The following is a 25,127-nucleotide window of genomic DNA, read 5'->3' on the forward strand; positions in this document are numbered from 1 at the left end:
TCCGCCCCGTTTCCGGCCGTCCAGGCGAGCAGCGCGAGCGTGCCGGGGTCCACGGCGCGGGAGGGCGGCTTCCCCGGGTACCGAGGCTCGTGCGCGGTCGTATCGGCGGCCCTTGCGCAGTCCGTCGGCTCCTGCCCCGTCCGCAGTGGCGCCAGGGATCGCGCCGTACCACCGAGCGAGGCGTTTCGACACGCCCTGGGCCGGTGTCGCATGTGCGCGACACCGGCCCAGGCGAGGATCGGGGCGTCAGCCGGCCGGCGGCCGGGTCACTCCGTGGGGAAGGCGGACAGGGAGGGCAGGAACACGACGGTGGGAGCGGACGTGTCGCTCTTGGTGGTGTTCGCGTCCACCAGCTGCTCCAGGCCGGACATCACGTCGGTGGCGGTCGGCAGGAGCTGGTCGGGGTCGCCGGTGATCGCCTTCACGAAATTGTCGATCGCTGTCTCCAGGGCGGAGAACAGGTCGTCGAAGAAGTCCCGTGCCAGGGGCGCACCGTGGTGCGCGTGCCGCGCGGCGACCGGGCCGGCCGAACTCGGGGAGGCCGCGGACGCCGCGGTGGATGCGGGGCTTGCCGGGACGGTGGGAGTCTCGGGCTTCGCCATCGTGACCGGTGCCGGACCGGCGGCCATTCTGGCGACGGCCGTCTTCGCCGCCTCCCCCAGCCTTCTGGCCTCGTCGACGGGAAGGCTGCCCTTCTCCAACGACTGGCGGAGCAGTTCGACGACCGGATCCAGCTCGGGGTTCGCGCTCCCCAGGGCCCTGGCCCGGGCGAGCAGCCCCTCCTTCTCCGCCGCGGAGACGGACACCTGGGACTCGGTACGCCCGTTCTCCCGGGCCACGTCGGCTGCGAGGGCCACTGGGCCGGTGACACCGACCAGAACGGACGCGCAGAGGACGGTGCAGGCGAGACGCCGGACGGGCAGATCACGCATGGGTTTTCCTTTCGTGAACACGCTGGGACCTGAACCCACCGTCCGTTCACCGATCGCTTCGTGCAACCGCTGATCCACCGACTGTGACCCGTCCGGGGAAACGCGGAACCGGCCGCCACGCCACGGTCCGCACACGGGGCGGCCGAGAAGTGGTGCGATGTCTGCCGTTGCCGCACAGGCTGACCGGCACATGGGCCGGGGACCGGGGCGGCGTCTCCGCGGACATCGCCCGGAACGACACGCGCATCCGGGGGATGCCCAGCGCTGTGCCAACGCGCGGGTCCGTCGGGAGTTGCGCCGCCAATGAGGTGACGGACAGGAGGGCCATTCCGGTGGTTTCAGTGCATTTGTCCGGTCGCACGGACCGATCCGGACGGCCGGCGAGACACCCACGCGATCCGCTTCCGGAGTACCCCGCACGCCCCCGGCGACTGGGCCGCTCGCCTGGTCGGCATACCGGATCCCCTGATCAGCGCACCGGGTGAGTGCCGTCGGCGGATGGCGGCCCACGCCGGCGTGCCCGGTCACGGCCACGCGGTACGTTCCCGATCCGGTCCGCGGGCCGGTGGTGACCCGCCGGGCTTCCGGCTCGTTTGCCACGCGGACGTGGCGTGAGTCCGCGCGCTCTTCTCCGCCGTGGGCGCTCGGGACCGCAGGCGCGTTCACGACCGCAGTCCCGAGCGCTCTGTGAGCGAGGTAATCCGCGCATGCACCAGCCACCTACCGGCTTCCGGCCCCGGGTCCTGCACCTCGCGCAGCCTGTCGACGGCGGCGTCGCCCGGGTCGTGCTCGACCTGAGCCGGGCTCAGCTCGCGGCGGGCCTGCGGGTCGCGGTCGCGTGTCCCGGCGGTGCGCTCGCCAGGGGCCTGCGCGAGGTGGGCGCCGAGGTGTGGGACTGGCCGGCGGGCCGGTCGCCGGGGCCCGGCCTGCCGGGCGAGGTACGGCGGCTCGTACGCCTGCTCCACGAGGTACGGCCCGAGTTGGTGCACGCCCACAGTGCCAAGGCCGGCCTGGCGGCGCGGCTCGCCGTCCGCGGACGGGTTCCGACCGTGTTCCAGCCGCACGCCTGGTCCTTCGAGGCGGTCGGCGGGCTCACCGCGGCAGTCGCCGTGCGCTGGGAACGGTGGGGCGTGCGCTGGGCGGACCGGGTGGTGTGCGTCAGCGCGGCAGAGCGCGCGACTGGCCTGCGCGCGGGGGTGCGTGCCGCGTACAGGGTCGTCCCGAACGGCATCGACACCACCCGCTTCTCCCCGGCCCCCGTGGCATCGCCCGAAGTCCCGCCCGCCGACGGCGACCGCGCCGAGGGCGGGGCCGGTCCGGCCGGGCGGCCCCTTGTCGTCTGCGTGGGCCGCCTGTGTCGGCAGAAGGGCCAGGACGTACTGCTGCGCGCCTGGGAGGGCGTCCTCCAAACACTGCCGCAGGCGCGGCTCGCGCTGGTGGGTGACGGCCCGGACCGCGAGGTGTTACGCCGACGGGCACACCCCTCGGTGGAGTTCACGGGCGCGGTCACCGACGTCGTGCCCTGGTACCGGGCCGCCGATCTGGTGGTGCTGCCCTCGCGCTGGGAGGGCATGGCGCTCGCCCCGCTGGAGGCGCTCGGCTGCGCACGCCCCGTCGTGCTCACGGACGTCGACGGTGCCCGCGAGAGTCTGCCACAGGCGCTCGCCCCGCACTGCCTGGTGCCCGCGTCGGACTCCGCGGCACTGGCCCGGGCGATCACCGCGCTGCTGGCCGATCCGCCGTTACGCGGGGCACTCGGGGACCAAGGCCGCCGGCACGTCGTGTCCCGGCACGACGTGCGGCGCACCGCGGACCGGATCACGGCCGTCTACCGCGAACTCCTCATCGACGCACCGCCGCGGACCGGCCACCGCCCGACGTACACCGACCACCGCCCCGCACCGACCGGCCCGCACACGGCGCACACCGACCACCGCCCGGCGCAGCCCGGCCGGGCCCCGGCGGAGAGCAGTGGAACGAGCCGGCTCGTGCCCGCCGAACGCAGGGAGTCCAGACACTCGTGACCACGGAAACCACCGTTCCCTCGCCCGGCGCGCAGCCGTGGGCCCACAGCCTCCCGCACGTCTCCGTCGTACCCGCCCGTCCCGTCGGCGGCTTGCGGTTCCCTCCGCGGCGCCCGTCCCGCTGGTCCGCCCCGCCACTGCCGCTGCTCGCCGCCGACCTGCTCGCCGCGTTGGTGGGCACCGTCACCCTGGAGGAGGCCGTCCGCCGACCGGTGCCGGTGGCCGCGTTGGTAGCCGGCGCGCTGCTGCTGCGTCCGCGCTCCGCCCGGCCGGTACCCGGTGTGCTCGACGAACTGCCCGAGGTGAGTGGGCGGATCGCGGTGACCTGGTTGGCCCTGGCCGCACTGCTCGCCGCCTACGACCCCACACACGCCCTGACCGCCCGGACCCTGTTGCTGGGCTGCGTGCTGCACATCGCGGCAGCCGGCCTGACCCGGGCCCTGGTGCACTGGCGGTGCGCGGTCGCGCTACTGCGGCATCCGCGTATCGCGCTGGTGATCGGTCCCGCCGTGACCGCACAGCGGGTTGCCGCCGCGCTGCTGCGGCATCCGCGCTGCGGGGTGCGGCCGGTGGCCCTGGTCGCGGAGCAGCCGGGGGGCCCCGGTGTACTGCCGGTCCTCCACACCGGCGAGGAGGTGGAGCGGGCACTCGTCCGGAACGGGGTGCGGGTGGTGCTGACCGTGCACCCGGCCGTGCGCACCGAGCGCGCTGCGCTGCTGCGGGCGCTCGCCGAGTCGGGCTGCGCGCTGTGGGAGGTGGACGCGGACCGCCCGGCGTACGAGTCGCACCACCAGATCGCCGGGTTCGCCGTGCGTCGCCTGGACTTGGGCGCGGGGCGGCGCGGCAGCGCCGGCAAACGGCTCATGGACGTGGTCGTGTCCGGGGTGCTGCTGGTCGTGTTCGGCCCGGTGCTGCTGGCGTGCGCGACGGTGCTGCGGCTCACCGAAGGACCCGGGGTGGTGTTCCGGCAGGAGCGCGTCGGCAAGGACGGCCGGCCCTTCACGATGCTGAAGTTCCGCACCCACTGCCCGGCCGACGAGCACGAGGCGGACACCCGGTGGAGCGTGGCCGACGAGCAGCGGATGAGCCGCTTCTGCCGGCTGCTGCGGCAGACCTCGCTGGACGAGCTGCTCCAGTTGTGGAACGTCTTCCGGGGCGACATGAGCCTGGTCGGTCCGCGGCCCGAACGACCGTACTTCGTCAGCCGGTTCAGCCACCTGCACCCCGGCTACGCGGCCCGCCATCGCATGCGGACCGGTGTCACCGGTCTCGCCCAGATCAACGGGCTGCGCGGGGACACCTCCATCGAGGACCGGGCCCGTTTCGACAACGCCTACATCGACAACTGGTCGCTGTGGCAGGACGTCTGCATCCTGCTGCGCACCGTCGCCGCGCTCGTGCGCTCCAAGGGGAGCTGACCCGATGTCTTCCAGCCCGCCGTCCCCCCGGCCCGCACGGCTGTCCCCGGTGCTGCCGGTGGTGGCCGTGGTGGCAATGCTCGCGCTGCCGGTCGCACCGGGTGACGACGGCGGCGCCGGCCCGGCCGACGCGCTGTCGGCGCTGGCCGTCCTGTGCTGCGCGGTACGACTGCTGCGCGCACGCCGCCGCCCGCTCGGCCCCACCGCCGGGGTGATCCTCGGACTGCCGGTGGCCGCTCTGGTGCCGGCCGCGCTGCACGCGGCCGAGGCCGACGCCGGGATCACCGGCCTCGGCCGTTACCTCCAGGTCTTCGTGCTGGTCCCCGCCGCCGTCGCGCTGCTCATCCGGGGCCGAGCCGACTTCCGGCTGCTGGCCTGGTCGTTGGTGGCGCTGGCGGGGTGGCAGGGCGCGGTCGGCGTGCACCAGTACGTCACCCGGACCGGCGCCTCCTACCAGGGCGAGGGCATCCGGGCGGTCGGCACCTTCGGGGTGACGGACGTGATGGGCATGGCGACGGTCGTGTCCTTCGGGCTGGTGTGCGCGGTGGGCCTGGCCCTGGGCCCGTCCTCGGCGCGGGAACGGGCGATCGCCGTCGCCTGCGCGCTCGCCCTGTCGGTGCCGCTCGCCCTGTCCTTCAGCCGGGGTGCCTGGATCGCCACCGCCGTCACCCTCACCGTCCAGCTCCTGCTGGCCGGGGTGCGCCGGGCGGTGCGGGTCGTGGCGGTCGTGCTGGCGGGGGTGGTGCTGGTGGGCGGTCTGGGGGCGGGTACGGCGATGCTCCGGGAGCGGATCGACAGCATCACGCGGGTCGCCGACGCGCCCGACCAGTCGGTCACCGACCGGTACACGATGTGGGCGGCGGCGGTCGACATGTGGCGGGACCGGCCGCTGACCGGCGTCGGGCTGAAGGCGTTCCCCGAGTACCGTGACGCACACTCCTCGCTCGCGCTGTCCTCGGGCAGCGACACCGAGGGCGCGGGTGCGGCCTTCCGCCGGCAACCGCTGCTCTCCCCGCACAACATGTACCTGCTGGTGCTCGGCGAACAGGGGCTGACCGGGCTGCTGTGCCTGGCGGGCGGGTGGCTGGCCCTGCTGGTGTGCGCCCTGCGCGGCCTGTGCCGGACGCACGCGGCCGGCGGCCGGGGCCTGGACTGCGCGCTGGTCGCCTGCGGGCTGCTTGTGTGGCAGCTGGTGGACTTCGTGTACGCCGACATCGGCGGCCCGTCGACGGTGCTGACAGCGGTGTGCTTCGGGCTGGTCGTGTGGTGGGCGCTGCTGGCCGACGACGGCCCCGGCGCGGACGAGCACCCCGCGGCCCGGGCCCGGCTGGCGCCGGCGCCGGCACCGGGAGCGGGGAAGGCGGTCCTGCGTTGACGAGTCGTACGAACGGTGAGGCACCGGGGCCGGATATCGCCGCTGCCCGGCAGCCGTCGGCGGTCACGAACCCGTCGCGGGAGGCAGGCATCGACAGGACCGCACCGCCGCACGACTTTCCGCCTGCCCCCGCCCGCGACGCCATGCCGTCCCACCGCGCCCCGGAAGCAACGGCCCCGAAGTCACCCTCCCCCGCCCCACCACAACCCGTGGAGCCCGCGGTCCCGAACGGCCGTTTCCTGGCCCGGGCCGTGCTCCTCACCATCTGCCTCTCCGTCGTGGCGGCGCTGCTCGGGCTGCTGCGCGACCAGTCGCTGGCGCGGTTGTTCGGGGCCGGGCGGGACACGGACGCCTTCCTGGTCGCCTGGACCGTGCCGGAGTTCGCGGCCACGCTGCTCATCGAGGACGGGCTGGCCTTCGCCCTCGTCCCGGCGTTCAGCGCGGCCCTGGCCCGCCGCGCGCGGGGCGCCGCCGGGGACCCGGTGCGCTCGCTGATGGCCGGCACCCTGCCCCGGCTCGCGCTGGCGTTCGCGGCGGTCGGACTGCTGCTCGCGCTGGCCGCTCCGTGGTGCGTCGCGATGCTGGCACCGGGCCTGCCCGACCCGGCCCTGGCCGTGGACTGCACCCGGCTGACGGCGAGTTGCGTGATGAGCTTCGGCCTCGCCGGGTACTGCAGCGCGGCCCTGCGCGCCCACCGCCGGTTCCTGGCCCCGGCCGCCATCTACATCGTGCACAACGTCGCCATCATCGCGGCGATGTACGCGCTCGGCGGCCGGTGGGGCGTACGGTCGGCCGCGTTCGGCGTCGCGGTGGGCGGCTTGCTGATGGTGGCACTGCAAGTTCCTTCGCTGACCCTCCAGTTACGGCGTCGTAGCGGCGGCCTCACGGACGCGCGGCCCACAGCCCCCGTGCCCCCGTTGGATCTGTCGCTGATGGCCACCGTGCTGCTGTTCGCGCTGTGCCGGCAGTCGCAGGTGCTCATCGAGCGGTTCCTGGCCTCAGGGCTGCCCGCTGGGGCGATCTCGCACCTGAACTACGCGCAGAAGGTCGCGCAGATCCCGATGACGCTGTCCATGATGCTGTCCACGGTCACCTTCCCGGTGGTGGCGCGGGCGCTGGCCGACGGTGACACCGAGCGGGCCCGCGGCCGGGTGGAGCGGGATGTGGCGGTGGCCGCCCGCCTGGTGCTGCTCGGCACGGCCGTCATCGTGGCCTGCGCCCCGCAGCTGATCGAGCTGCTGTTCCGGCGGGGGGCGTTCACGGTCCAGGACACCGCGGCGACCGCGGGTGTCATGCGCGTCTACGCACTCGGGCTGCTCGCCCAGACCCTGACCGGGGTCCTGGTCCGCTCGTATTTCTCGGCGGGCCGCGCCACCTGGTACCCGCTGGCCGCGATGACCGCGGGGATCGCCGGGACCTGGGGAATCGGTGCGTGCGCGGCCGGTTCCCGGGGGACCGTGGGGATCGCCGCCGCCAACGCCGCCGGGATCACGCTGACCGCCGTGCTGCTGCTCGCGGGCACCGGCCGCCGTGGTGTGCGGTTGCGGCCCGGTGCCGTGCTGCGCGGGCTGGGCCGTCCCGTGGGGGCGGCCGGCGGGGCCGCCGTCGCGGGCGGGCTGGTGGCGGGGCTGCCACCGGCCGCGCCGGCCGGGCTCGCCGCCGGCGCGGCCACGGTGACCGTCGTCTTCCTCCTGCTCGGCGGCGCCCCGGGCGCCCGCGACCTGGTCCCCGCCCTCCACCCCGTCCGTTCCCTCCCCCAAAGGCTCGCCCATGCCCTCACCCGTTAAGTCCCCGGCGGCCGGACCGGCCCCATGGATCGCCATGTACCACTCGGTCGGCGACTGCTCCGACGACCCGTACCGCGTCACGGTCTCCCCCGGCCGGCTGGAGCGGCAGTTGCGCTGGCTGGGCCGGCGGGGGCTGCGCGGGGTGTCGGTGGCCGAGCTGCTGGCCGCCCGGGACCGGGGCGAGGGCCGGGACCTGGTGGGCCTCACCTTCGACGACGGGTACGCCGACTTCCTCGTCAACGCCCTGCCCCTGCTGGCCCGCTGGAAATGCACGGCCACCCTGTTCGTGCTGCCCGGCCGGCTCGGCGGCGACAACGCCTGGGACCCGCTGGGCCCGCGCAGGCCGCTGCTGACCGCCGACGGCATCCGGCGGGCCGCCGCCGAGGGCGTGGAGATCGGCTCACACGGTCTCACCCACGTCGACCTCACCCGGGCCGACGACGCCCGGCTGAAGGCCGAGACCGTCGAAAGCCGTGCCCGGCTGGAGGAGTTGACCGGCACGGCCGTCAACGGCTTCTGCTACCCGTACGGTACGGTCGACCGGCGCGTCATGGCGGCCGTGCGGGAGGCCGGCTACGCCTACGCGTGCGCCATCGACCCCGGCGGACTGAGCGGCCGGCACGTCCTGCCCCGGGTGCACATCGGGCAGGAGGACACCGCCGTACGCCTGTTGCTGAAACGCCGGCTGCACCGGTGGCGCCGGCGGCCGGTGGAGGGGCTGCGATGAGGGTCCTGCACATCATCACCGGGCTCGGAGTGGGCGGCGCCGAGCAGCAACTGCGGCTGTTGCTGCGGCATCTGCCGGTCGAGTGCGAGGTGCTGACGCTGACCAACCCGGGGCCGGTGGCCGACGGGCTCGCGGCCGACGGGGTGCGGGTGACCCATCTCGGCATGACCGGCAACCGGGACCTGACCGCGCTGCCCCGGCTGACCGGCATCATCCGGCGCGGCCGGTACGACGTGGTGCACACCCATCTGTACCGGGCCTGCCTGTACGGCCGGATCGCCGCCCGGCTGGCCGGGGTGCGCGCCGTCGTCGCCACGGAGCACTCTCTCGGGGACACCCAGACGGAGGGCCGGCCGCTCACCACGGGCGTCCGCGCGCTGTATCTGCTGGGCGAGCGGCTGGGCCGGACCACCGTCGCGGTCTCCCCGGCGGTCGCCGCCCGGTTGGCCCGCTGGGGCGTGCCCGAGCCGCGCATCACGGTCGTGCCCAACGGCATCGACCTCGCGCGGTTGGCCTTCGACCCGGCGGCCCGCCGCCGTGCCCGGGAGGAACTGGGGCTGGACCAGGACGCGTTCGTGATCGGCGGCATCGGCCGGCTGGTCCCCGGCAAACGCTTCGACGTCCTGGTCCACGCCCTCACCCACCTGCCCGCCGACTGCCGGCTGCTGCTGGTCGGCGACGGCCCGCAGAAGGGCACGCTGCGGCGGGCCGCGCAGCGGGCGGGGATCGCGGACCGGGTGGTCTTCGCCGGGGAGCGGCCGTATCTGCCCGACGGCTCGCCCGGGCCCGGTCTGCCCGCGCTGGCCTCGGCGATGGACGTGCTCGCCGCCCCCTCCCCCGAGGAGGCGTTCGGGCTGGCGGTGGTGGAGGCGCTCGCGGCCGGGCTGCCGGTGCGCTACACGTCCTGCCCGGCCCTGGAGGATCTGCCGCCCGAGGCCGCCCCGGACGCGGTGCGGGTGCCGTGCGATCCGGGCGCGTACGCCCGCGCGCTCGCCAAAGTCCGCGCCGCCGGCCCCGGTCCGCGCGCCCCCGCCGGGGCGGCCCGCCACTACTGCGTCACCCGTAGCGCCGCCCGGCTCCTGGCCGTCTACGCGGCGGCGCTCGCCCACCCGGCGACAGCCCCCGAGTCTCCGCAGAAAGTCGTCCTGTCATGACCGAGAACCACACCCGGCGCCACCGCGGCCCCCGCCTCGCCCCGCCCCGCGCGCTCCCGTCCTGGTCGCTGGTGGCGGCCGGGATCCTCGCGGGCGGGCTGCTGGGCGGTGGGTACGGAGTGCTGCGGCCCGCTCAGTACACCGCCACCAGCTACCTGGTCGTCGTCCCCGGCGAGCGGTCCGGCCCGGAAGGCGCGCTGGGCTTCGCGCAGGCCTACGGCCGTATCGCCACGCAACCCGCGGTGCTCGCCGACGCCCAAGGGCCCGCCGGGGTACCGGTGTCCGCGCTGCGCGCCGGTGTGCGCGCCGCGACCTCGCCGGACGCACCCATGGTCGCCGTCTCCGCGACCTCGCCCCGCCCGGCCGAGGCCGCCGTCATGGCCAACGCGGTCGCCGGGGCGCTGACCCGGAACGCCCAGGCCGGCCGAGCCGACACCGGGGTGTCCCTGGTCGGGTTCAGCCCCGCGGTACGGCCGATGGAACCGTCCTCGGCCTCCGCCAGGGTGACCGGGCTGGTCGGCGCGGGCGGGGGCGGGCTGCTCGGCGCCCTCGCGCTGCTGGTGCGGCCGAGGCGCCGGCCCGAGGCGGACGTCCCGCGCCCGGCCCCGGTGCCCGCCCTCGCCGTCCCCGCCGATACGCGCGGCCGGCGGTGACCGCCATCGTCACGGCGCACGCCCGGGGCGCCCACCTCACCGCCGAACTCGTCACCGACGCGGACGCCTTCGCCGGACTCGCACCCGCCTGGGGACGGCTGTTCGGGCGGTGCGCCGCCGCGACCCCGTTCCAGAGCCACGCCTGGCTGCACTCCTGGTGGCTGTCGTACGGCCGGCCCGGGCGGCTGCGGCTGCTGCTGGTACGGGTCGGCCGCGACCTCGTGGCCGCCGCGCCGCTGATGCTGGTCCGCCGGCCGCTGCCCGCGCTGCTGCCGCTCGGCACCGGGATCTCCGACTACGCGGACGTGCTGCTGGACGACACCGACGACGGGCGGGCGGCCGGCGCCCTCACCGCGGCGCTCGCCGCGGCGGCACGCACGGCGCTGGTCGACTTCCGCGAGGTACGCCCGGGCGCGGCGGTGGAGCGGGTCTACGACCTCTGGTGCGGGCCGCGCGGCGCGGTTGCCGACTCACCGTGCCTGGAGCTGCCCGCGCTGACCATGGACGGGCTGATCGCCCGCCTGCCGTCGGGCAAGTCCGGTCAGCGGGTGCGGGCCCAGCTGCGCAGGCTGGCCGCTCTGGGCGTGCGTCGGCGGACGGTGGGCCCGGAGGAGGTCGGGACGGCGCTCGACCGGCTGCTGGCGCTGCACCGGTTGCAGTGGCAAGGCAGGGGCGTGACGAGCGAGCATCTGCGACCACGGTTCCGGGCGCATCTGCTGCGCGCGGTGGGCCCGATGGTGCGCTCGGGCAACGCGGTGGTCACCGAGTTCCGGATCGGCGACGAGGTGGTGGCCGTTGACCTGACCCTGCTCTCGGACGGCATGGCCGGCGGCTACCTCTACGGCGCCCATCCGGGTCTGAGGGAGCGCCGGGCGGACGTGGCGGTGATACTGCTGGACGCCTTCGCCGAACTGACGGGTAATGGCGGGCCCCGCACACTGAGCCTGCTGCGCGGCGACGAGCCGTACAAACGTCACTGGCGGCCCGAGCGGGTCGTCAACCAGCGACTGCTCATGGCCCGTCGGCGTACCGCCCCGCTGCTGACGGCCGCGCTGTGCGGCACGACCGCCCGGCAGCTGGGCAGTGAGCTACGGCATCGGTGGCGGGAACGCGACCAGAGCTAGCGGCGCCGCGACCACCCGTCGAAGGGAAGGCAGACCTCGTGGCCGAGCCAGTACCCGGCCCAGCTGTCCAGATCCAGCGGCGCGCAGGTGACCGGGGGCTCGGTGGGAGCCTGGGACGGGGCCGGCGTGGACGGCGGTGCTGGCTGGTCGTTGCGGCCGTAGAGGGCGGCCCGGTAGATCCGCGAGGAGCGGGGGTTGGCCGGGCACTGCCACACGCCGTGCGGACAGTAGTCGGTCAGCGTGTTGTACACCGGCCGATGTTCATCGATCCAGGCGAGCATGCGCCGCATGTACTCGGCGTTGTCGCCGTTGCGGAAAAGCCCCCATTCCGGGTACGACACGGGCTTGCCGTGGGCTGCGGCGAAGTCCGCGTGCTGCTGGAGGCCGTAAGGCTCGCCGACCTGCTCGTCGAAGGTCACCCCAGCCGGCTGGTCGTAGGAGTCCATGCCGATGATGTCGACCGTGTCGTCACCGGGGTAGCACTCGGTCCAGGGCACGGCGTCCCGGCCGCGGCTCGGCGCGAAGTCGAACCGGAACCGCTGGCCCGGCACCGCGCGCATGGCGGCGACGATCCGGTTCCAGTACGCCTTCCAGGACGCGGGGTCCGGCCCGCAGCGATGGGTGTAGGTGGTGCCGTTCATCTCCCAGCCCAGCACGATCACCGTGTCCGGCACCCCCAGGGACACCAGCCGTTCGGCGAGGATCCTGAAGTGCCCGTCGAACGCGCCGGCCGCGGCCTGTCGCAGCAGCCACCGCACCTCCTCGTCCGGGACGTCCTCCTCGTTGTGTTCCTGCATCGGCACGTTGAGGACGAGCGTCCGGTCCGCCTTCTCCCGCCGCCAGCCGGCCCAGGCGGGCAGGAAGCCGGGCGGCCCCTCGATGTCCTCCCAGAGGCCGCCGGGCAGATAGGTGTGGGCGACCTTCAGTTCGGTCCCGCCGAGCCAGTCGCTCAGCCCGGCCATGCGCGCGACCCCGCGGGGCCCCGAGGCGAGGAACGCCCCGAAGGGCGCGGCGGTCCGCGCGGGAGCCGCCGGGTCCGCGGCGAAGCCGGGGCCGGCCGCCAGGGTGACCGACGCGACAGCCGACACCGCGAGCACGGCCCGCCACACGGACCGGGGCCTGTGCCGCTGTGAGGCCATGTCCGCCCTCCTTCTTCTCCGCCCGTCGCGCACCGCGCGCCACTCGACGGACCGGTCTTCTCCCCGGTCACCGACACTCAGTCACATCAGTACGAAGAATGCCAGCGCGGTCGCCGTTTTCGGTCCCGGGAACCGCCCGCACGGGCCAATGAGGAGAAAGGGGGCCGCCTCCAGCGTTCAAGCACGTCACTGGAGGCGGGGAGAGGAGCACCGCGCGGACGGTCGTGCGCGGCCCGCACGGGGCTCTGGTCTCCCCCAGCGGCCGGCAACACCGTGGTGAGCCGGTTCCGCGACCGGTGTGTCACCGTGCCCGGCGACGGCCGGAGTGGCCGGAGACGGCCGTGCACCGAGCGTCCCGCGTGGTGCGGGCGCTCGCTCCTGATGACTTGTGGGAGCGGTGGGGCGTCGGTGGCAGCGCTGCTCGGTGGGGAGGTGGACCGGCCCGGGAGACGCCGGGTGAGGTCGCACCCGGGCCTGTTCCTGCCCTGCCCGGTGAGGACCGGGCAGGGCAGGCGGGGTGCATTCGTGGACGGCTCGACCGTCGCGGTGGGGGAGGCCGGTGCGCGGGGTACGGCGAGGGCTGCGCGCGGGCCCGGCCGAGCCGAGTGGTGAGGTGCCGGCCTCCGGCCCGGCCCTGAGGGCCGCGCCGCGGCGCGGGGTGCCGGGCGCTCGGCCCGGCACCCGGCACGCTACCGGCGCGCGGCGGCCCGGCCCCGCCGGTACACGATGATCCCTGCCGCGATCAGCACGGCGCCGGCGGCCGAGGACGCGACCATGGCCTGCTCCTCGCCACCGGTCTGCGCGAGCATGGGCGGCTGTCCAGGAGGGTCCTCGCCGTGACTCGGGGGCGGGGTGGTCTCCTCGTCCCCGTGCGAAGGCGGGGCGGTCTCCTCATCCCCGTGCGAAGGCGGGGCGGTCTCCTCCTCGCCATACGAAGGCGGGGCGGTCTCCTCATCGCCGTACGAAGGCGGGGCGGTCTCCTCATCGCCGTAGAGGGACAGGTGGAGCTCCGCAGCCCCATGGAAAGATGACGCGGAGCGGTTGTCGCCGGGCCCCGGCTCGTCGCCGTAACCGGAGTCGTTGCGGCCGCCGGTCTCGCCGGGGCCGGCGGCGTCACCGGACCCGCCATGGTGCCGACTGCCTACCTCCCCCTTCACTCCCTGAGCCTCGGCGGCACAGACCCTCGCGGACACGGTGTCCACCGCGGCGGCCGCGTCGACGTGGTCGCAGAGGTCGAACGAGCCGATCGCCTGGTCCTGGACGCTGATCTCGGACAGCGAGCCGGGAAAGGATTGAGTGGTGTTCTGCCCGTCGGCGTGGGCGAACGCCGAGCCGCCGTACAAGGACAGCACGCCGGTGGCGGCGGCGGCCACGGCCATGCCCTTTTTGAAATTCTGTCGCAATTCCATGGTCTTCCTGCTCGGAGAAGTGGGAAGGGTCGGAACCCCGTGAAAAAGCACTTCAGGCATTGACGCAGGTGTTGCCGAACTCCGAGTTCGCACGGCTTGTTCAGTGCTTCCGGACCAGCGCCAGCTGCGGCAGCGGGTTCGTGTCGCCCTTCGCCGCGGGTTCGTCCCATGATCAGGCGGCGCCGTTGCCATCCGCGATGGCCGGCCCACCGTCATTGCCGACGGCAAGCGCCTGCGGCGCGGCCGCAACCATTTCCTGCCTGACCACGTCGTTCCCTTTTCCTCGTAGCGACGCATACCCTACGACCCGGTCAACTAGCGACAGCGGGAATGGTTGCGACAATTCACCCGAATGGCACCCATGACCTCGAATGTTCCGAATATCGACGCGTCTGCTAAACCTACAGAAGAAAAGGGAGGTGCCGGCCTCGGTGGCGTGCCGCCCGTCCCGCTACGCGGCCCCGCGCATCCCCTCACGGACAGAACGGCTAGGAGACGACGTCCTTGCGGGCGAAGCCGCGGAAGGCCAGGGCGAACAGCACCAGGGCGTACGTGACGGACAGCGCGGCGCCCTGGATCATGCCGGACCACTCGGGGACCGGCTGGACGGCGTCCGCCCAGGCGAACTGCCAGTGCGCGGGCAGGAAGTCCCGCCAGTGGCCGAGGGCGGTGACGGCGTCCAGGACGTTGCCGACGATGGTCAGGCCGACCGCGCCGCCGACCGCGCCGAGCGGGGCGTCCGTCGCCGTGGACAGCCAGAACGCCAGTCCGGCGGTGACCAGCTGGGACACGAAGAGGTAGGCCACGGCCACCAGGAGCCGCTGGGCCGCCGTCCCGGTGTCCAGCGCGCCGCCGGTGGGGATCCGGAGCGGGCCCCAGCCGTAGGCGGCCGTGCCGGCGGCGAGCGCCACGAGCGGCAGCAGGACCATCGCGGCGAGGGACAGCCCGAGTGCCACGGCGAGCTTGGACCACAGCAGCCGGGCGCGGGGCACGGGGGCGGCGAGCAGATAGCGCAGCGAGGACCAGTTCGCCTCGGAGGCCACCGTGTCCCCGCAGAACAGGGCGACCGGGACGACCAGCAGGAAGCCCGCCGACACGAAGAGGTTCACGGCGGCGAAGTTGGCGCCCGAGGCGGTGGCCGTGTCCATCAGCGTGACCTGGTTGTTGCGGCCGCCCGGGTCACCGCCGACCGCGAAGGCGATCAGCAGCACGAACGGCAGGAGGGCCAGGACCGCGCCCATGACGAGGGTGCGGCGCCGCTTGAGCTGGCGGACCAGTTCGACCCGCAGCGGCAGGGTGCGCCCCGCCTGATAGCCGGAGGCGACCTCGGTGAGCGTGCTCATGCGGAACCTCCGATCAGGGTGAGGAAGGCGTCTTCCAGGCGGCGGTGCGGGCCGACCGAGACGACGGGCAGCTCCAGCCGCACCAGCTCGGCGATCAGCCGCTCGGCCGTGCCGCCGGGTGCGAGGCGGACCAGCAGCCCGTCGTCGGTGCGCACGGCGGAGGCGACGCCGGGCAGCGCGGCCACCTTCTCCGCCACCGGCTCCTCCACGGGCGTGGCGGTCGCGACCAGCAGGGTGTCGCCGGAGCCGACGATGTCCCGGACCTCTCCGGCCTGCACCAGCCGGCCGCGGTCCATGACCACCAGGTGGGTGCAGGACTGCTCGACCTCGGCGAGCAGGTGGCTGGAGACGATCACCGTGCGGCCGCCGGCCGCGTAGCGGATCATCACCTCGCGCATCTCGCGGATCTGGGGCGGGTCCAGGCCGTTGGTGGGTTCGTCCAGGATGAGCAGGTCGGGCAGGCCGAGCATGGCCTGGGCGATGGCCAGGCGCTGGCGCATGCCCTGGGAGTAGGTGCGCACCGCGCGGGCCAGGGCGTCGCCGAGCCCGGCGATCTCGAGGGCCTCGTCCAGGTGGGCGTCCTCGGGCGGGCGGCCGGTGGCCCGCCAGTACAGTTCCAGGTTCTCCCGGCCGGAGAGGTGGGGCAGGAAGCCCGCGCCCTCCACGAAGGCGCCGACCCGGGAGAGCACCGGCGCGCCGGGCCGGACGGCGTGGCCGAAGACGCGGATCCCGCCGTCGTCGGGGCGGATCAGGCCCATCAGCATGCGCAGGGTGGTGGTCTTGCCCGCGCCGTTGGGCCCGAGCAGTCCGAGGATCTGGCCCCTTTCCACCCGGAAGGACAGGTCCCGGACGGCGTACCTGTCGGTGGATCCGGCGTAGCGCTTGCTCAGGCCGTCGATGACGAGGGGGACCTCGGCGAGGTCCGGGTCGGGGGCGGGGGCGAGGGTGCGGCGGCGGGCGGTGAGCAGCAGGGCGAGGGCGGCGACGGCGCCGGCCGCGGGCAGCCACCACACCCAGGCGGGCAGGGGCGCCGCGGCGGTGGCGACCTCGGGCGCCGTCGGCACGCTCAGGTCCGACTTCAAGGAGACGGTGTAGGCGGCCGGGGCGGCCGGTGAGGCGTAGCCGAGGTCGGTGGAGGCGAGGACCAGGCGGAGCCGGTGGCCCCTGCGCACCTCGTGGTCGATGGCCGGGAGGGTGACGGTGACGTCCTTGCCGGCCTTGGCGCCGGTCACCCGGAAGGGGGTGACGAGCTGGGCGGGCAGCACCGGGCGGCCGCCGTCGGGCCCGATGTCGTAGACCTTGCCGAACAGGACGGCGTCGTCGCGGGTGGAGGTGACGTGCACGGTGGCCGTCGGGGTGCCGGTGATCCGCAGGTCGCGGGTGAGCGGTGCCGAGTCGAAGCGCGCGTACTGGCCGGGGAAGTCCATGGAGAGGCCGACGCCGAGCGCGGACAGCCGGCCGATGCCGGAGCCGCCGAGGCCGGGCAGCGCGGAGACGCCGGGCGGGCTGGCGCCGGCCGGGTTGGCGACGTGCTGTGTGCCGCCGGTGAGGGCGACGGCCCGCGGGTGGTCGCGCAGGCCCGAGTAGGTGTCGGCGCTCGCGCCGCGCTGCCGGGCCGTGCCGTCGGTGGAGTCGACGCCGCCGGTGCGGGTGATCCGGAAGGCCGGGCCGGTGTCGGCGTCCTCGTCGCCCTTCAGGTACCGGTCGAACCAGGCACGGGTGCGTGCCTCGACCCGGGTGGTCTCCATGTCGCCGCCGTCGTGTCCGCCGGCGATCCAGTCGACGGCGACGGGGGCGCCGCCCGCGCGGATCGCCCGGGCGGCGGCGTCCGCCTGGTCGAGGGTGAACAGGGAGTCCGTCTGCCCCTGTGTCAGCAGGGTGGGCACCTTGACGCGGTCCCCGACGGCGGACGGCGAGCGCTCGGTGAGCAGCGCGCGGGCGGCCGGGTCGGGGGTGCCGGACGCGGCGACCCGCTCGTACATCCGGCACAGCTCGGGCTGGAAGCGGGCGCAGCCGCCGCCGCTGTTGACGAAGACGCCGGCCCACAGCTTCTTGAACACGCCGTGCGGGAGCAGGGCGTCGGCGAGGTTCCAGTAGGTGATCGCCGGGGCGATGGCGTCGATCCGCCGGTCGTGTCCGGCGGCGAGCAGGGAGACCGCGCCGCCGTAGGAGCCGCCGGCCATGCCCACGCGCGGGTCGCCGGTCCCGTCGAGCCGTACCTCGGGGCGTTTCGCCAGCCAGTCGAGGAGCCGGGAGACGTCGGCGACCTCGCCGCCGGGGTCGTTCAGCCCGATCTTCCCGGTGGACCGGCCGAAGCCGCGCGCGGACCAGGTCAGCACCGCGTACCCGGAGCGGGCGAGGTCCTCGGCCTGCCGGCGCATGTCGTCCTTGCTGCCGCCGAAGCCGTGGGCGAGCAGCACGGCGGGATGGCGGCCGGCGTCGGCCGGGGTGACGTACGAGGTGTCCAGGCGTGCCCCGTCGACCGCGATGACCCGGTCGCTGCGGCGCACGGCGGGGCGGTCGTCGGAGGCGACGGCCGCCGTCCACGTCCCGGCACCGGCGAGGACCACGGCGGCGGCGACGGCGGCCACGAGCCGGCGCGGCCGGCGCCACGGGGTCCGCGGTGCGCGAGATCGAAGATCCATGCGACTACGGTACGGGGCCGCGCCGGCGGCCGCTGCTGCCGTCGGGGGGAGGGGTGGGCCCTCCTCGCGGCGTACGGGGGCGGGTGGGCCCGTGAGGCCGCGCGGGAGGCCGCGGCGGCCGGCGGCGCCGCCGGGGCGTTCCTCAGGCCTGGGCTTCGCCGGTGGCCGGCGCGGGGACCGGGGCCATGGGGCCGGCCTGGGCCGGGATGGTCGCCAGGGTGTCCGCCGGGTCGGCGATCCGCGTGTCCTCGGGGAGGGACACCAGCCAGCGGGTGTCGCGGCGGGGCCGCAGGTACAGGGCCCAGTAGAGGGTGGCGACGGCGGTGATGCCGCCGGTCCACAGCAGGTAGCTCGCCTCCTGCTGGGTCAGGATGTAGGCCAGGACGGCGATGAGCAGGACCGGCACCGCGGGCCACAGCGGCATCCGCCAGGCGGGCGTGTGCTTGTGGGAGCCGCGGCGGGCGAGCAGCGCGGCGACCGCGACCAGCAGGTACATGCCGGTCACCGAGACGCCGGTGACGCCGTAGAGGGTGTCGAGGTTGACGAAGCAGAGCACCGCGCCGGGGACGCCGACCGCGAGGGTGGCCACCCACGGGGAGCCGAAGCGGCCGAGCCGGGAGAAGACCGTGTTGACGGGGCCGGGCCAGGCCTTGTCGCGGGCGGAGGCGAACAGCACGCGGGAGTTCTGGATGACCATGACGATGCCCGCGTTGATGATGGCGAGGGCCACGCAGAGGCTGACGAAGGTGCCGACCGCGGAGTTGGACCAGGCGGTGACCATGGAGCCGATGTCGCCGCCGGTCAGCTCGGAGAGGTCGGAGGCGCCGAGGGTGATGGCGGTGACCGGCACCAGGATGACCACGGTGGAGATGGCGAGCGTGGCGAGGACGGTGCGGGCGACGTTGCGGCGCGGGTTCTCCAGTTCCTCGGAGAGGTAGACGGCGGTGGAGAAGCCCTGGGTGATGAACAGGGCGATGGCGAGTCCGGAGACCACCAGCATGGCCGTCACGGTGTCCGTGTGGCCGTGCTCGCCGGCCACCTGCATGGAGACCAGGCTGCCCATCCCGCGGTGCCCGTGCGAGAAGCCGAGCACGGCGACGACGCCGGCCGCGATGACCTCCAGGACCAGGAAGACGCCGGTGATCCAGGCGTTGGCGCGCAGGTCGAGCAGGCCGGCGAGGGTGGCGAGCAGCATCACGCCGGCACCGGTCATGGACGGGTCGAGGTGGACGATCGGGGCGAGGTAGTCCGCCGTGCCCATCGCGATCACCGGCGGCACGATCATGACGACCAGCAGGGAGAGCACGAAGACGAGCCAGCCCGCGAGCCGCCCGGCCATCGTCGACACCATGGCGTACTCGCCGCCCGCGCTGGGGATGAGGGTGCCCAGCTCGGAGTAGCAGAACGCCACGGCGACGCAGAGCAGGGAGCCGATGGCGATGGTCAGGGCGGTGGCGGTGCCGAGGGAACCGAACAGGTCGGGGACCACGACGAAGAGCGTGGAGGCGGGCGTGACGCACGACAGCGTGAGCAGGGTGCCGCCCACGACGCCGATGGAGCGCTTCAGCCCGGGGGCGGGGGCCGTCGCGGCGTCGGCCACGGTCTTCTGGTGCGTGTCGGTCATGCGGCGGTTCCGATCGGCTGGTGCGAGTGAGGGTGGGCTCGGGAGCGCTATCGCCTCCGGCGGATCGTCGAATGTTCGGTCTCGTCCACTCCCGGCGCTGCATAGAACCCCGACGAAAACCCCCACGTCAATGGCCGTTTACCTTCGGAATCCGCAGCTCCGCTTATCCGTGGGGCGCATCGCTTTCCCAGGCCGTCACGCCCTACAGGTGCATCCATCAAGCCCAAACCGGTTGTGACCTTGCTTTCAAAGGCCCTGCCGCGGCAACCCCTTCGTCACCCGTTTCGTCCGCACTGCACGGGAACCGCAGCGGCCGTGTCAAAAAAATGTCAGGCGTCCGCTATCCGGACATGCCGGTGCCCCGCCCGCCGCGACGCGGAGGACGGGGCACCGGGCCGGCTCAGTGGTTGCGCGGGAAGCCCAGGTCCACGCCCGCCGGGGCGTCGGCCGGGTCGGGCCAGCGCGTGGTGACGACCTTGCCGCGGGTGTAGAAGTGCGTGCCGTCGTTGCCGTAGATGTGGTGGTCGCCGAAGAGCGAGTCCTTCCAGCCGCCGAAGGAGTGGTAGCCCACCGGAACCGGGATCGGCACGTTCACGCCGACCATGCCCGCCTCGACCTCCAGCTGGAAGCGCCGGGCGGCGCCGCCGTCCCGGGTGAAGACCGCGGTGCCGTTGCCGAACGGCGAGGCGTTGATGAGCGCCACGCCCTCCTCGTAGGTGTCGGCGCGCAGCACGCACAGCACCGGGCCGAAGATCTCGTCCTGGTACGCCTTGGCGCCGGTCGGCACCCGGTCGAGCAGCGAGATGCCGATCCAGTGGCCGTCCTCGAAGCCCTCCACGGTGTACCCGGTGCCGTCGAGCACGACCTCGCAGCCCTCGGCGGCGGCACCCGCGACGTACGACGCCACCTTGTCCCGGTGCGCCTTGGTGATCAGAGGGCCCATCTCGGACGCCGGGTCGCCGCCCGGACCGATCTTGATCTTCTCGGCGCGCTCGCGGATCTTCTCCACCAGCGTGTCGCCGATGGAGCCGACCGCCACGACCGCCGAGATGGCCATGCAGCGCTCGCCGGCGGAGCCGTAGGCCGCGCTCACCGCCGCGTCGGCCGCCGCGTCCAGGTCGGCGTCCGGCAGCACCAGCATGTGGTTCTTGGCGCCGCCGAGGGCCTGCACCCGCTTGCCGTGCGCGGAGGCGGTGGCGTGGATGTGGCGGGCGATCGGGGTGGAGCCGACGAAGGAGACGGCCTTGACGTCCGGGTGCTCCAGGAGGCGGTCGACGGCCACCTTGTCGCCGTGCACGACGTTGAAGACGCCGTCGGGCAGACCGGCCTCGGAGAGCAGTTCGGCGATCCGGACCGACGCGGAGGGGTCCTTCTCGCTGGGCTTCAGCACGAAGGTGTTGCCGCAGGCGATGGCGATCGGGAACATCCACATCGGGACCATCGCCGGGAAGTTGAACGGCGTGATGCCCGCGACGACGCCGAGCGGCTGGCGGATCGAGGCCACGTCGACCCGGCTGGCGACCTGCGTGGACAGCTCGCCCTTGAGCTGCACGTTGATCCCGCAGGCCAGGTCCACGATCTCCAGGCCGCGCGCGACCTCGCCGAGCGCGTCGGAGTGCACCTTGCCGTGCTCGGCGGTGATCAGCTCCGCGATCTCGTCGCGGTGGGCGTCCAGCAGCGCCCGGAACCGGAACAGGATGGAGGTGCGCTGGGCCAGCGAGGACTGACCCCAGGCGGCGAAGGCGTCCTTGGCCGCCGCGACCGCCGCGTCCACCTCCTCGGCCGACGCGTACGCGACCTTCGTGGTCACCGCGCCGGTCGCCGGGTCGGTGACCGGCCCGTAGGTGCCCGACGCGCCGTCGACGGCCTTCCCGCCGATCCAGTGGTTGACGATCTTCGTCATGTCCGGGGACTCCTTCTCACAGATGGCGGCGTCGGGTGGAGACGTGCCGTTCGTACAGCTCACGGGCCTCGACCGCGGACGGGCGGGTCGCGGTCTGGGCCACGGGAACATCCCACCAGGCCTGGGCCGGCGGCGCGCCCGACACAGTGTCGGACGTTTCGGTCTCCACGTAGACACATGTGGGAACGTCCGCGGCCCGTGCCTCGGCGAGCGCCCGCCGCAGCTCCCCCGCCGTCTCCGCGCGCAGCACCCGCATGCCCAGGCTGGCCGCGTTGGCCGCGAGGTCGACGGGCAGCGGGGCGCCGGTGTACGTGCCGTCCCCGGCCCGGAAGCGGTAGGCGGTGCCGAACCGTTCGCCGCCCACCGCCTCCGACAGCCCGCCGATGGAGGCGTAGCCGTGGTTCTGCACCAGCACGAGCTTGATCGCGACGCCTTCCTGCACGGCGGTCACGATCTCCGTCGGCAGCATCAGGTACGTGCCGTCGCCGACCAGCGCCCACACGTTCCGCCCGGGCGCGGCGAGCTTCACCCCGAGCGCGGCCGGGATCTCGTAGCCCATGCAGGAGTAGCCGTACTCCAGGTGGTACTGGTCGGGCGACCGGGTCCGCCAGAGCTTGTGCAGGTCGCCGGGGAGCGAGCCGGCCGCGTTGACGATGATGTCCGTCTCGTCCACCAGCGCGTCGAGGGCGCCGATGACCTGCTGCTGGGTCGGGCGCACGCCGGGGTCGGGGGCCGCGAGGCAGGCGTCGACCAGCCGCTCCCAGCGCTCCTTGGCCCCGGTGTACTCGGTGACGTAGGCGTCGGCGACCCGGTGGCCGTGCATCCGCAGCCGCTCGGTCAGCTCCTCCAGGCCGCCCCGCGCGTCCGCGACCAGCGGGAGTCCGGCGAGCTTGTGGCCGTCGAAGGGGGCGATGTTGAGGTTCAGGAAGCGGACGCCGGGGTGGGCGAAGAGGGTGCCGGAGGCGGTGGTGAAGTCGGTGTAGCGGGTGCCGACGCCGATCACCAGGTCCGCGGTGCGGGCCAGGTCGTCGGCGGTCGCGGTGCCGGTGTGGCCGATCCCGCCGACGTCCTGCGGATGGTCGTACGGCAGGGATCCCTTGCCGGCCTGGGTGGAGGCGACCGGGATGCCGGTGGCCCCGGCGAACTCGGCGAGGGCGCTCTCGGCGCGGCTGTGGTGCACCCCGCCGCCCGCGACGAGCAGCGGCCGGCGGGCCGCGCGGATCGCTCCGACCGCCTCGGTCAGCTCGGCCGGGTCCGCGCCGGGCCGCCGTACCGTCCACACCCGCTCGGCGAAGAACCGCTCCGGCCAGTCGTGGCCCTCCGCCTGCACGTCCTGCGGCAGGGCGAGGGTGACCGCGCCGGTGTCCACCGGGTCGGTGAGCACCCGCATCGCCTGGAGGGCCGCCGGGATCAGCGCCTCCGGCCGGGTGACGCGGTCGAAGTACCTCGACACCGGGCGCAGGGCGTCGTTGACCGACACGTCGCCCGCGTACGGCACCTCCAGCTGCTGCAGGACCGGATCGGCGGGGCGGGCGGCGAAGACGTCACCGGGCAGGAGGAGCACCGGCAGGTGGTTGACGGTGGCGAGGGCGGCGCCGGTGACGAGGTTGGTCGCGCCCGGGCCGATGGAGGTGGTCACCGCGTGGGTGGACAGCCGGCCCGACTGGCGGGCGTAGCCGACGGCCGCGTGCACCATCGCCTGCTCGTTGCGGCCCTGGTGGTACGGCATCACGTCCGCGTACTCGACCAGCGCCTGGCCGATGCCGGCGACGTTGCCGTGCCCGAAGATGCCCCAGACGGCGCCGATCAGCCGCTGCCGGGCGCCGTCCCGCTCGGTGTACTGGGCGGCGAGGAAGCGGACGAGCGCCTGGGCGACGGTCAGCCGGACCGTGGTCACCGGTACCCCCCGGTGGTGTGGCCGGGGTGGAAGCGGATGAGCCACTCCCGGTCCTGTCCCGGGCCCGCCATGACGTTCAGGTAGTACATGTCGTGTCCGGGCTGCGCGATGGACGGGCCGTGCCAGCCGTCGGGGACGAGGACGGTGTCGCCGGAGCGGACCTCGGCGAGCAGGTCCGCGCCGCCCGGACGGGAGGGGGACACCCGCTGGTAGCCGAGGCCGTCCGGGCCGTCGATCTCGAAGTAGTAGATCTCCTCCAGTTCGGACTCCTCGCCCGGCCGGTGCTCGTCGTGCTTGTGCGGCGGGTACGAGGACCAGTTGCCGCCGGGGGTGACCACCTCGACGGCGATCAGCCGGTCGCACGCGAAGGCGCCGGCGGCGGCGAAGTTGCGCACCCGGCGGGCGCAGGTGCCGCTGCCGCGCTCCTCGGCGGGTACCTCCGGCGCGGGGCCGTAGCGGGCGGGGAGTCGTCGCTCGCACTTCGCTCCTGCCAGGGCGAAGCGGCCTCCCGCGCCGGAGGCGATCTGGACCCGGGCATCCCGGGGTGCGTACGCGAAGTCGGTGACGTCCGCGAACACGCTTTCCCGGCCCAGGAGTTGGAACTCGTCCTGCTCCGTTTGTACGGTACATCCGCCTTCCAGCGGAAGCACGATCCACTCGCTGTCGCCGGTGGTGAACGTATGGCTGCCACCGGGCGCCAACTCGACGACCCGCAGACTGCTGTGTGTCCAGCCGGCCAACTCGGGGCCGATGTCGACGGCGTACCAGGCGTTCGCGGTCGCGCCCCTGGGCAGATGCAGATCGGTGCTCGTCATGCGCCCCTCACAGCAGTCCTACGGCGGTGTCCACGGCGGCGGCCACGTCGCCGTCCGCCGGGTACAGCAGCGAGCGGCCCGCCACCAGGCCGCGCACGGTGGGCAGGCGCAGCGCGCCGCGCCACTTCTCGTAGGCGGCGGCCCGGTCCCGCGCCGAGTCCCCGATGTCGCCGCCGAGCAGGACGGCGGGCAGCGTGGAGGTCTCCATCACCCGGGGCATGTCGTCGGGGTCCTCGGTGACGGGCACCTTCAGCCAGGTGTAGGCGGAGGAGCCGCCGAGGCCGGAGGCGATGGCGAGGGACCGGGTGACCGCCTCGGCGGACAGGTCGTTCACCAGCTCGCCGCCGGGTCCGCGGCGGCTGATGAAAGGCTCCACGAACACCGGCAGCCGGCGCGCGGCCATGGCGTCGATGACGCGGGCGGCGGACTCCAGGGTGGCGAGGGAGCCGGGGTCGGCGTAGTCGACGCGCAGCAGCAGCTTGCCCGCGTCGAAGCCGAGCCGTTCGATGTCCTCGGGGCGGTGGCCGGTGAACCGGTCGTCCAGTTCGAAGCTGGCCCCGTGCAGCCCGCCGCGGTTCATGGAGCCCATGACCACCTTGTGCTCCAGGGCGCCGAGCAGCAGCAGGTCGTCCAGGATGTCGGCGGTGGCGAGGACTCCGTCGACTCCGGGCCGGGAGAGCGCCAGGCACAGGCGTCCGAGCAGGTCGGCGCGGTTGGCCATGGCGAGCCGCCGGTCGCCGACGCCGAGGGAGCCGCGCGCCGGGTGGTCGGCGGCGACGATCATCAGCCGGCCGCTCTCGTCCAGCAGGGGCCGGCGCGCCCGCCGGGCGGCGGCCTCGGCGATGGCCTCGGGATGCCGGGCACGGATCCGCACCAGCTCGGCGACGTCGACCTCGGGGCACGGGGGGCCTGCGGCGCCCTCACGGGGAACGGCGGGGACGGCTCGGTGACCGGCGGGACCTTCACCGGACGCGGACCCGCCACGCGCACCCCCGCCGGATGCCGGCCCGGCGGGCGCCGGGGTCCGGGGATCCGGGCCCGCGCCACCCTCGGTGTGGGCGCCGGTGACCCGGCCTACGCGCTGACCGGCGGGATCCTCACCGCCAGCGGGCCCACCTGGCACAGGCTCACGGCGAGGGCCCTCGCCGGGCGCCGGCC

18 protein-coding genes are annotated in these 25,127 nt (G+C 74.4%); 8 read left to right on the plus strand and 10 right to left on the minus strand.

Features of this window, described 5'->3' with window-relative positions; translation table 11 throughout:
• Positions 1–266: 266 nt before the first annotated feature.
• On the minus strand, positions 267–932 hold the full coding sequence (locus tag ACZ4W9_RS07445; RefSeq protein ID WP_467933833.1) for a hypothetical protein: 666 nt from the start codon (positions 930–932) through the stop codon (positions 267–269).
• Between the two features lie 707 nt (positions 933–1,639).
• Between ACZ4W9_RS07445 and ACZ4W9_RS07450 the strand changes: the two genes are divergently transcribed.
• From ACZ4W9_RS07450 to ACZ4W9_RS07485, 8 genes are all read left to right on the plus strand, one after another.
• The gene (locus tag ACZ4W9_RS07450; RefSeq protein ID WP_467933835.1) at positions 1,640–2,956 is read left to right on the plus strand and encodes a glycosyltransferase; all 1,317 of its coding nucleotides are present in this window, start codon (positions 1,640–1,642) and stop codon (positions 2,954–2,956) included.
• Positions 2,953–4,374 carry an exopolysaccharide biosynthesis polyprenyl glycosylphosphotransferase gene (locus ACZ4W9_RS07455; protein WP_467933836.1) on the plus strand — a complete coding sequence of 474 codons (1,422 nt, stop codon included), beginning with the start codon at positions 2,953–2,955 and terminating at the stop codon, positions 4,372–4,374. Before ACZ4W9_RS07450 ends, ACZ4W9_RS07455 begins: the two co-directional genes overlap by 4 nt.
• 4 nt (positions 4,375–4,378) lie before the next feature.
• Entirely contained in the window at positions 4,379–5,749 is a 1,371-nt protein-coding gene (locus ACZ4W9_RS07460; RefSeq protein ID WP_467933838.1) for an O-antigen ligase family protein, read from the plus strand.
• Between the two features lie 209 nt (positions 5,750–5,958).
• Complete coding sequence (locus ACZ4W9_RS07465; RefSeq protein ID WP_467933839.1) at positions 5,959–7,536, plus strand: lipid II flippase MurJ; 1,578 nt, start codon at positions 5,959–5,961, stop codon at positions 7,534–7,536.
• Positions 7,520–8,263, plus strand: a complete 744-nt coding sequence (locus ACZ4W9_RS07470; RefSeq protein ID WP_467933840.1) for a polysaccharide deacetylase family protein — start codon at positions 7,520–7,522, stop codon at positions 8,261–8,263. The genes ACZ4W9_RS07465 and ACZ4W9_RS07470 overlap by 17 nt, the downstream gene beginning before the upstream one ends.
• Positions 8,260–9,417, plus strand: a complete 1,158-nt coding sequence (locus ACZ4W9_RS07475; RefSeq protein WP_467933842.1) for a glycosyltransferase — start codon at positions 8,260–8,262, stop codon at positions 9,415–9,417. The genes ACZ4W9_RS07470 and ACZ4W9_RS07475 overlap by 4 nt, the downstream gene beginning before the upstream one ends.
• The gene (locus ACZ4W9_RS07480; protein ID WP_467933843.1) at positions 9,414–10,070 is read left to right on the plus strand and encodes a YveK family protein; all 657 of its coding nucleotides are present in this window, start codon (positions 9,414–9,416) and stop codon (positions 10,068–10,070) included. Before ACZ4W9_RS07475 ends, ACZ4W9_RS07480 begins: the two co-directional genes overlap by 4 nt.
• Positions 10,067–11,194, plus strand: coding sequence for a GNAT family N-acetyltransferase (locus ACZ4W9_RS07485; protein WP_467933844.1), 1,128 nt, complete (start codon positions 10,067–10,069; stop codon positions 11,192–11,194). The genes ACZ4W9_RS07480 and ACZ4W9_RS07485 overlap by 4 nt, the downstream gene beginning before the upstream one ends.
• On the opposite strand, the gene ACZ4W9_RS07490 is transcribed toward ACZ4W9_RS07485, so the two are convergent.
• From ACZ4W9_RS07490 to ACZ4W9_RS07530, 9 genes are all read right to left on the minus strand, one after another.
• Positions 11,191–12,333: a glycoside hydrolase family 26 protein gene (locus tag ACZ4W9_RS07490; RefSeq protein WP_467933846.1), complete on the minus strand. Its 1,143-nt coding sequence runs from the start codon at positions 12,331–12,333 to the stop codon at positions 11,191–11,193. The two genes, ACZ4W9_RS07485 and ACZ4W9_RS07490, sit on opposite strands and share 4 nt — an antisense overlap.
• A 689-nt stretch (positions 12,334–13,022) precedes the next feature.
• A complete protein-coding gene (locus tag ACZ4W9_RS07495; RefSeq protein ID WP_467933847.1) occupies positions 13,023–13,742 on the minus strand; it encodes a hypothetical protein in 720 nt (239 codons plus the stop codon).
• Positions 13,743–14,230: 488 nt separating this feature from the next.
• A complete protein-coding gene (locus ACZ4W9_RS07500) occupies positions 14,231–15,085 on the minus strand; it encodes an ABC transporter permease (RefSeq protein ID WP_467933848.1) in 855 nt (284 codons plus the stop codon).
• The gene (locus ACZ4W9_RS07505) at positions 15,082–17,730 is read right to left on the minus strand and encodes an alpha/beta fold hydrolase (RefSeq protein ID WP_467933850.1); all 2,649 of its coding nucleotides are present in this window, start codon (positions 17,728–17,730) and stop codon (positions 15,082–15,084) included. Before ACZ4W9_RS07505 ends, ACZ4W9_RS07500 begins: the two co-directional genes overlap by 4 nt.
• Positions 17,731–17,872: 142 nt before the next feature.
• Entirely contained in the window at positions 17,873–19,354 is a 1,482-nt protein-coding gene (locus ACZ4W9_RS07510; RefSeq protein ID WP_467933851.1) for an APC family permease, read from the minus strand.
• A gap of 400 nt (positions 19,355–19,754) precedes the next feature.
• Positions 19,755–21,257 carry a CoA-acylating methylmalonate-semialdehyde dehydrogenase gene (gene mmsA / locus ACZ4W9_RS07515; RefSeq protein ID WP_467933852.1) on the minus strand — a complete coding sequence of 501 codons (1,503 nt, stop codon included), beginning with the start codon at positions 21,255–21,257 and terminating at the stop codon, positions 19,755–19,757.
• A gap of 16 nt (positions 21,258–21,273) precedes the next feature.
• Entirely contained in the window at positions 21,274–23,154 is a 1,881-nt protein-coding gene (gene iolD, locus ACZ4W9_RS07520; RefSeq protein ID WP_467933854.1) for a 3D-(3,5/4)-trihydroxycyclohexane-1,2-dione acylhydrolase (decyclizing), read from the minus strand.
• Positions 23,151–23,969 carry a 5-deoxy-glucuronate isomerase gene (iolB, locus tag ACZ4W9_RS07525; protein ID WP_467933855.1) on the minus strand — a complete coding sequence of 273 codons (819 nt, stop codon included), beginning with the start codon at positions 23,967–23,969 and terminating at the stop codon, positions 23,151–23,153. Before iolB ends, iolD begins: the two co-directional genes overlap by 4 nt.
• Positions 23,970–23,976: 7 nt before the next feature.
• Positions 23,977–24,846, minus strand: a complete 870-nt coding sequence (locus ACZ4W9_RS07530) for a Cgl0159 family (beta/alpha)8-fold protein (protein WP_467933949.1) — start codon at positions 24,844–24,846, stop codon at positions 23,977–23,979.
• Positions 24,847–25,127 lie beyond the last annotated feature (281 nt).

Source organism: Streptomyces sp. NPDC029296 (assembly GCF_055569255.1).

What these genes read in the sequence shown, in the direction of transcription:
- ACZ4W9_RS07445 (WP_467933833.1), bottom strand. Translation starts at nt 932, where the DNA reads ATGCGTGATCTGCCCGTCCGGCGTCTCGCCTGCACCGTCCTCTGCGCG.
- ACZ4W9_RS07450 (WP_467933835.1), top strand. Translation starts at nt 1,640, where the DNA reads ATGCACCAGCCACCTACCGGCTTCCGGCCCCGGGTCCTGCACCTCGCG.
- ACZ4W9_RS07460 (WP_467933838.1), top strand. Translation starts at nt 4,379, where the DNA reads ATGTCTTCCAGCCCGCCGTCCCCCCGGCCCGCACGGCTGTCCCCGGTG.
- ACZ4W9_RS07470 (WP_467933840.1), top strand. Translation starts at nt 7,520, where the DNA reads ATGCCCTCACCCGTTAAGTCCCCGGCGGCCGGACCGGCCCCATGGATC.
- ACZ4W9_RS07475 (WP_467933842.1), top strand. Translation starts at nt 8,260, where the DNA reads ATGAGGGTCCTGCACATCATCACCGGGCTCGGAGTGGGCGGCGCCGAG.
- ACZ4W9_RS07480 (WP_467933843.1), top strand. Translation starts at nt 9,414, where the DNA reads ATGACCGAGAACCACACCCGGCGCCACCGCGGCCCCCGCCTCGCCCCG.
- ACZ4W9_RS07490 (WP_467933846.1), bottom strand. Translation starts at nt 12,333, where the DNA reads ATGGCCTCACAGCGGCACAGGCCCCGGTCCGTGTGGCGGGCCGTGCTC.
- ACZ4W9_RS07495 (WP_467933847.1), bottom strand. Translation starts at nt 13,742, where the DNA reads ATGGAATTGCGACAGAATTTCAAAAAGGGCATGGCCGTGGCCGCCGCC.
- ACZ4W9_RS07500 (WP_467933848.1), bottom strand. Translation starts at nt 15,085, where the DNA reads ATGAGCACGCTCACCGAGGTCGCCTCCGGCTATCAGGCGGGGCGCACC.
- ACZ4W9_RS07505 (WP_467933850.1), bottom strand. Translation starts at nt 17,730, where the DNA reads ATGGATCTTCGATCTCGCGCACCGCGGACCCCGTGGCGCCGGCCGCGC.
- ACZ4W9_RS07510 (WP_467933851.1), bottom strand. Translation starts at nt 19,354, where the DNA reads ATGACCGACACGCACCAGAAGACCGTGGCCGACGCCGCGACGGCCCCC.
- mmsA (WP_467933852.1), bottom strand. Translation starts at nt 21,257, where the DNA reads ATGACGAAGATCGTCAACCACTGGATCGGCGGGAAGGCCGTCGACGGC.
- iolB (WP_467933855.1), bottom strand. Translation starts at nt 23,969, where the DNA reads ATGACGAGCACCGATCTGCATCTGCCCAGGGGCGCGACCGCGAACGCC.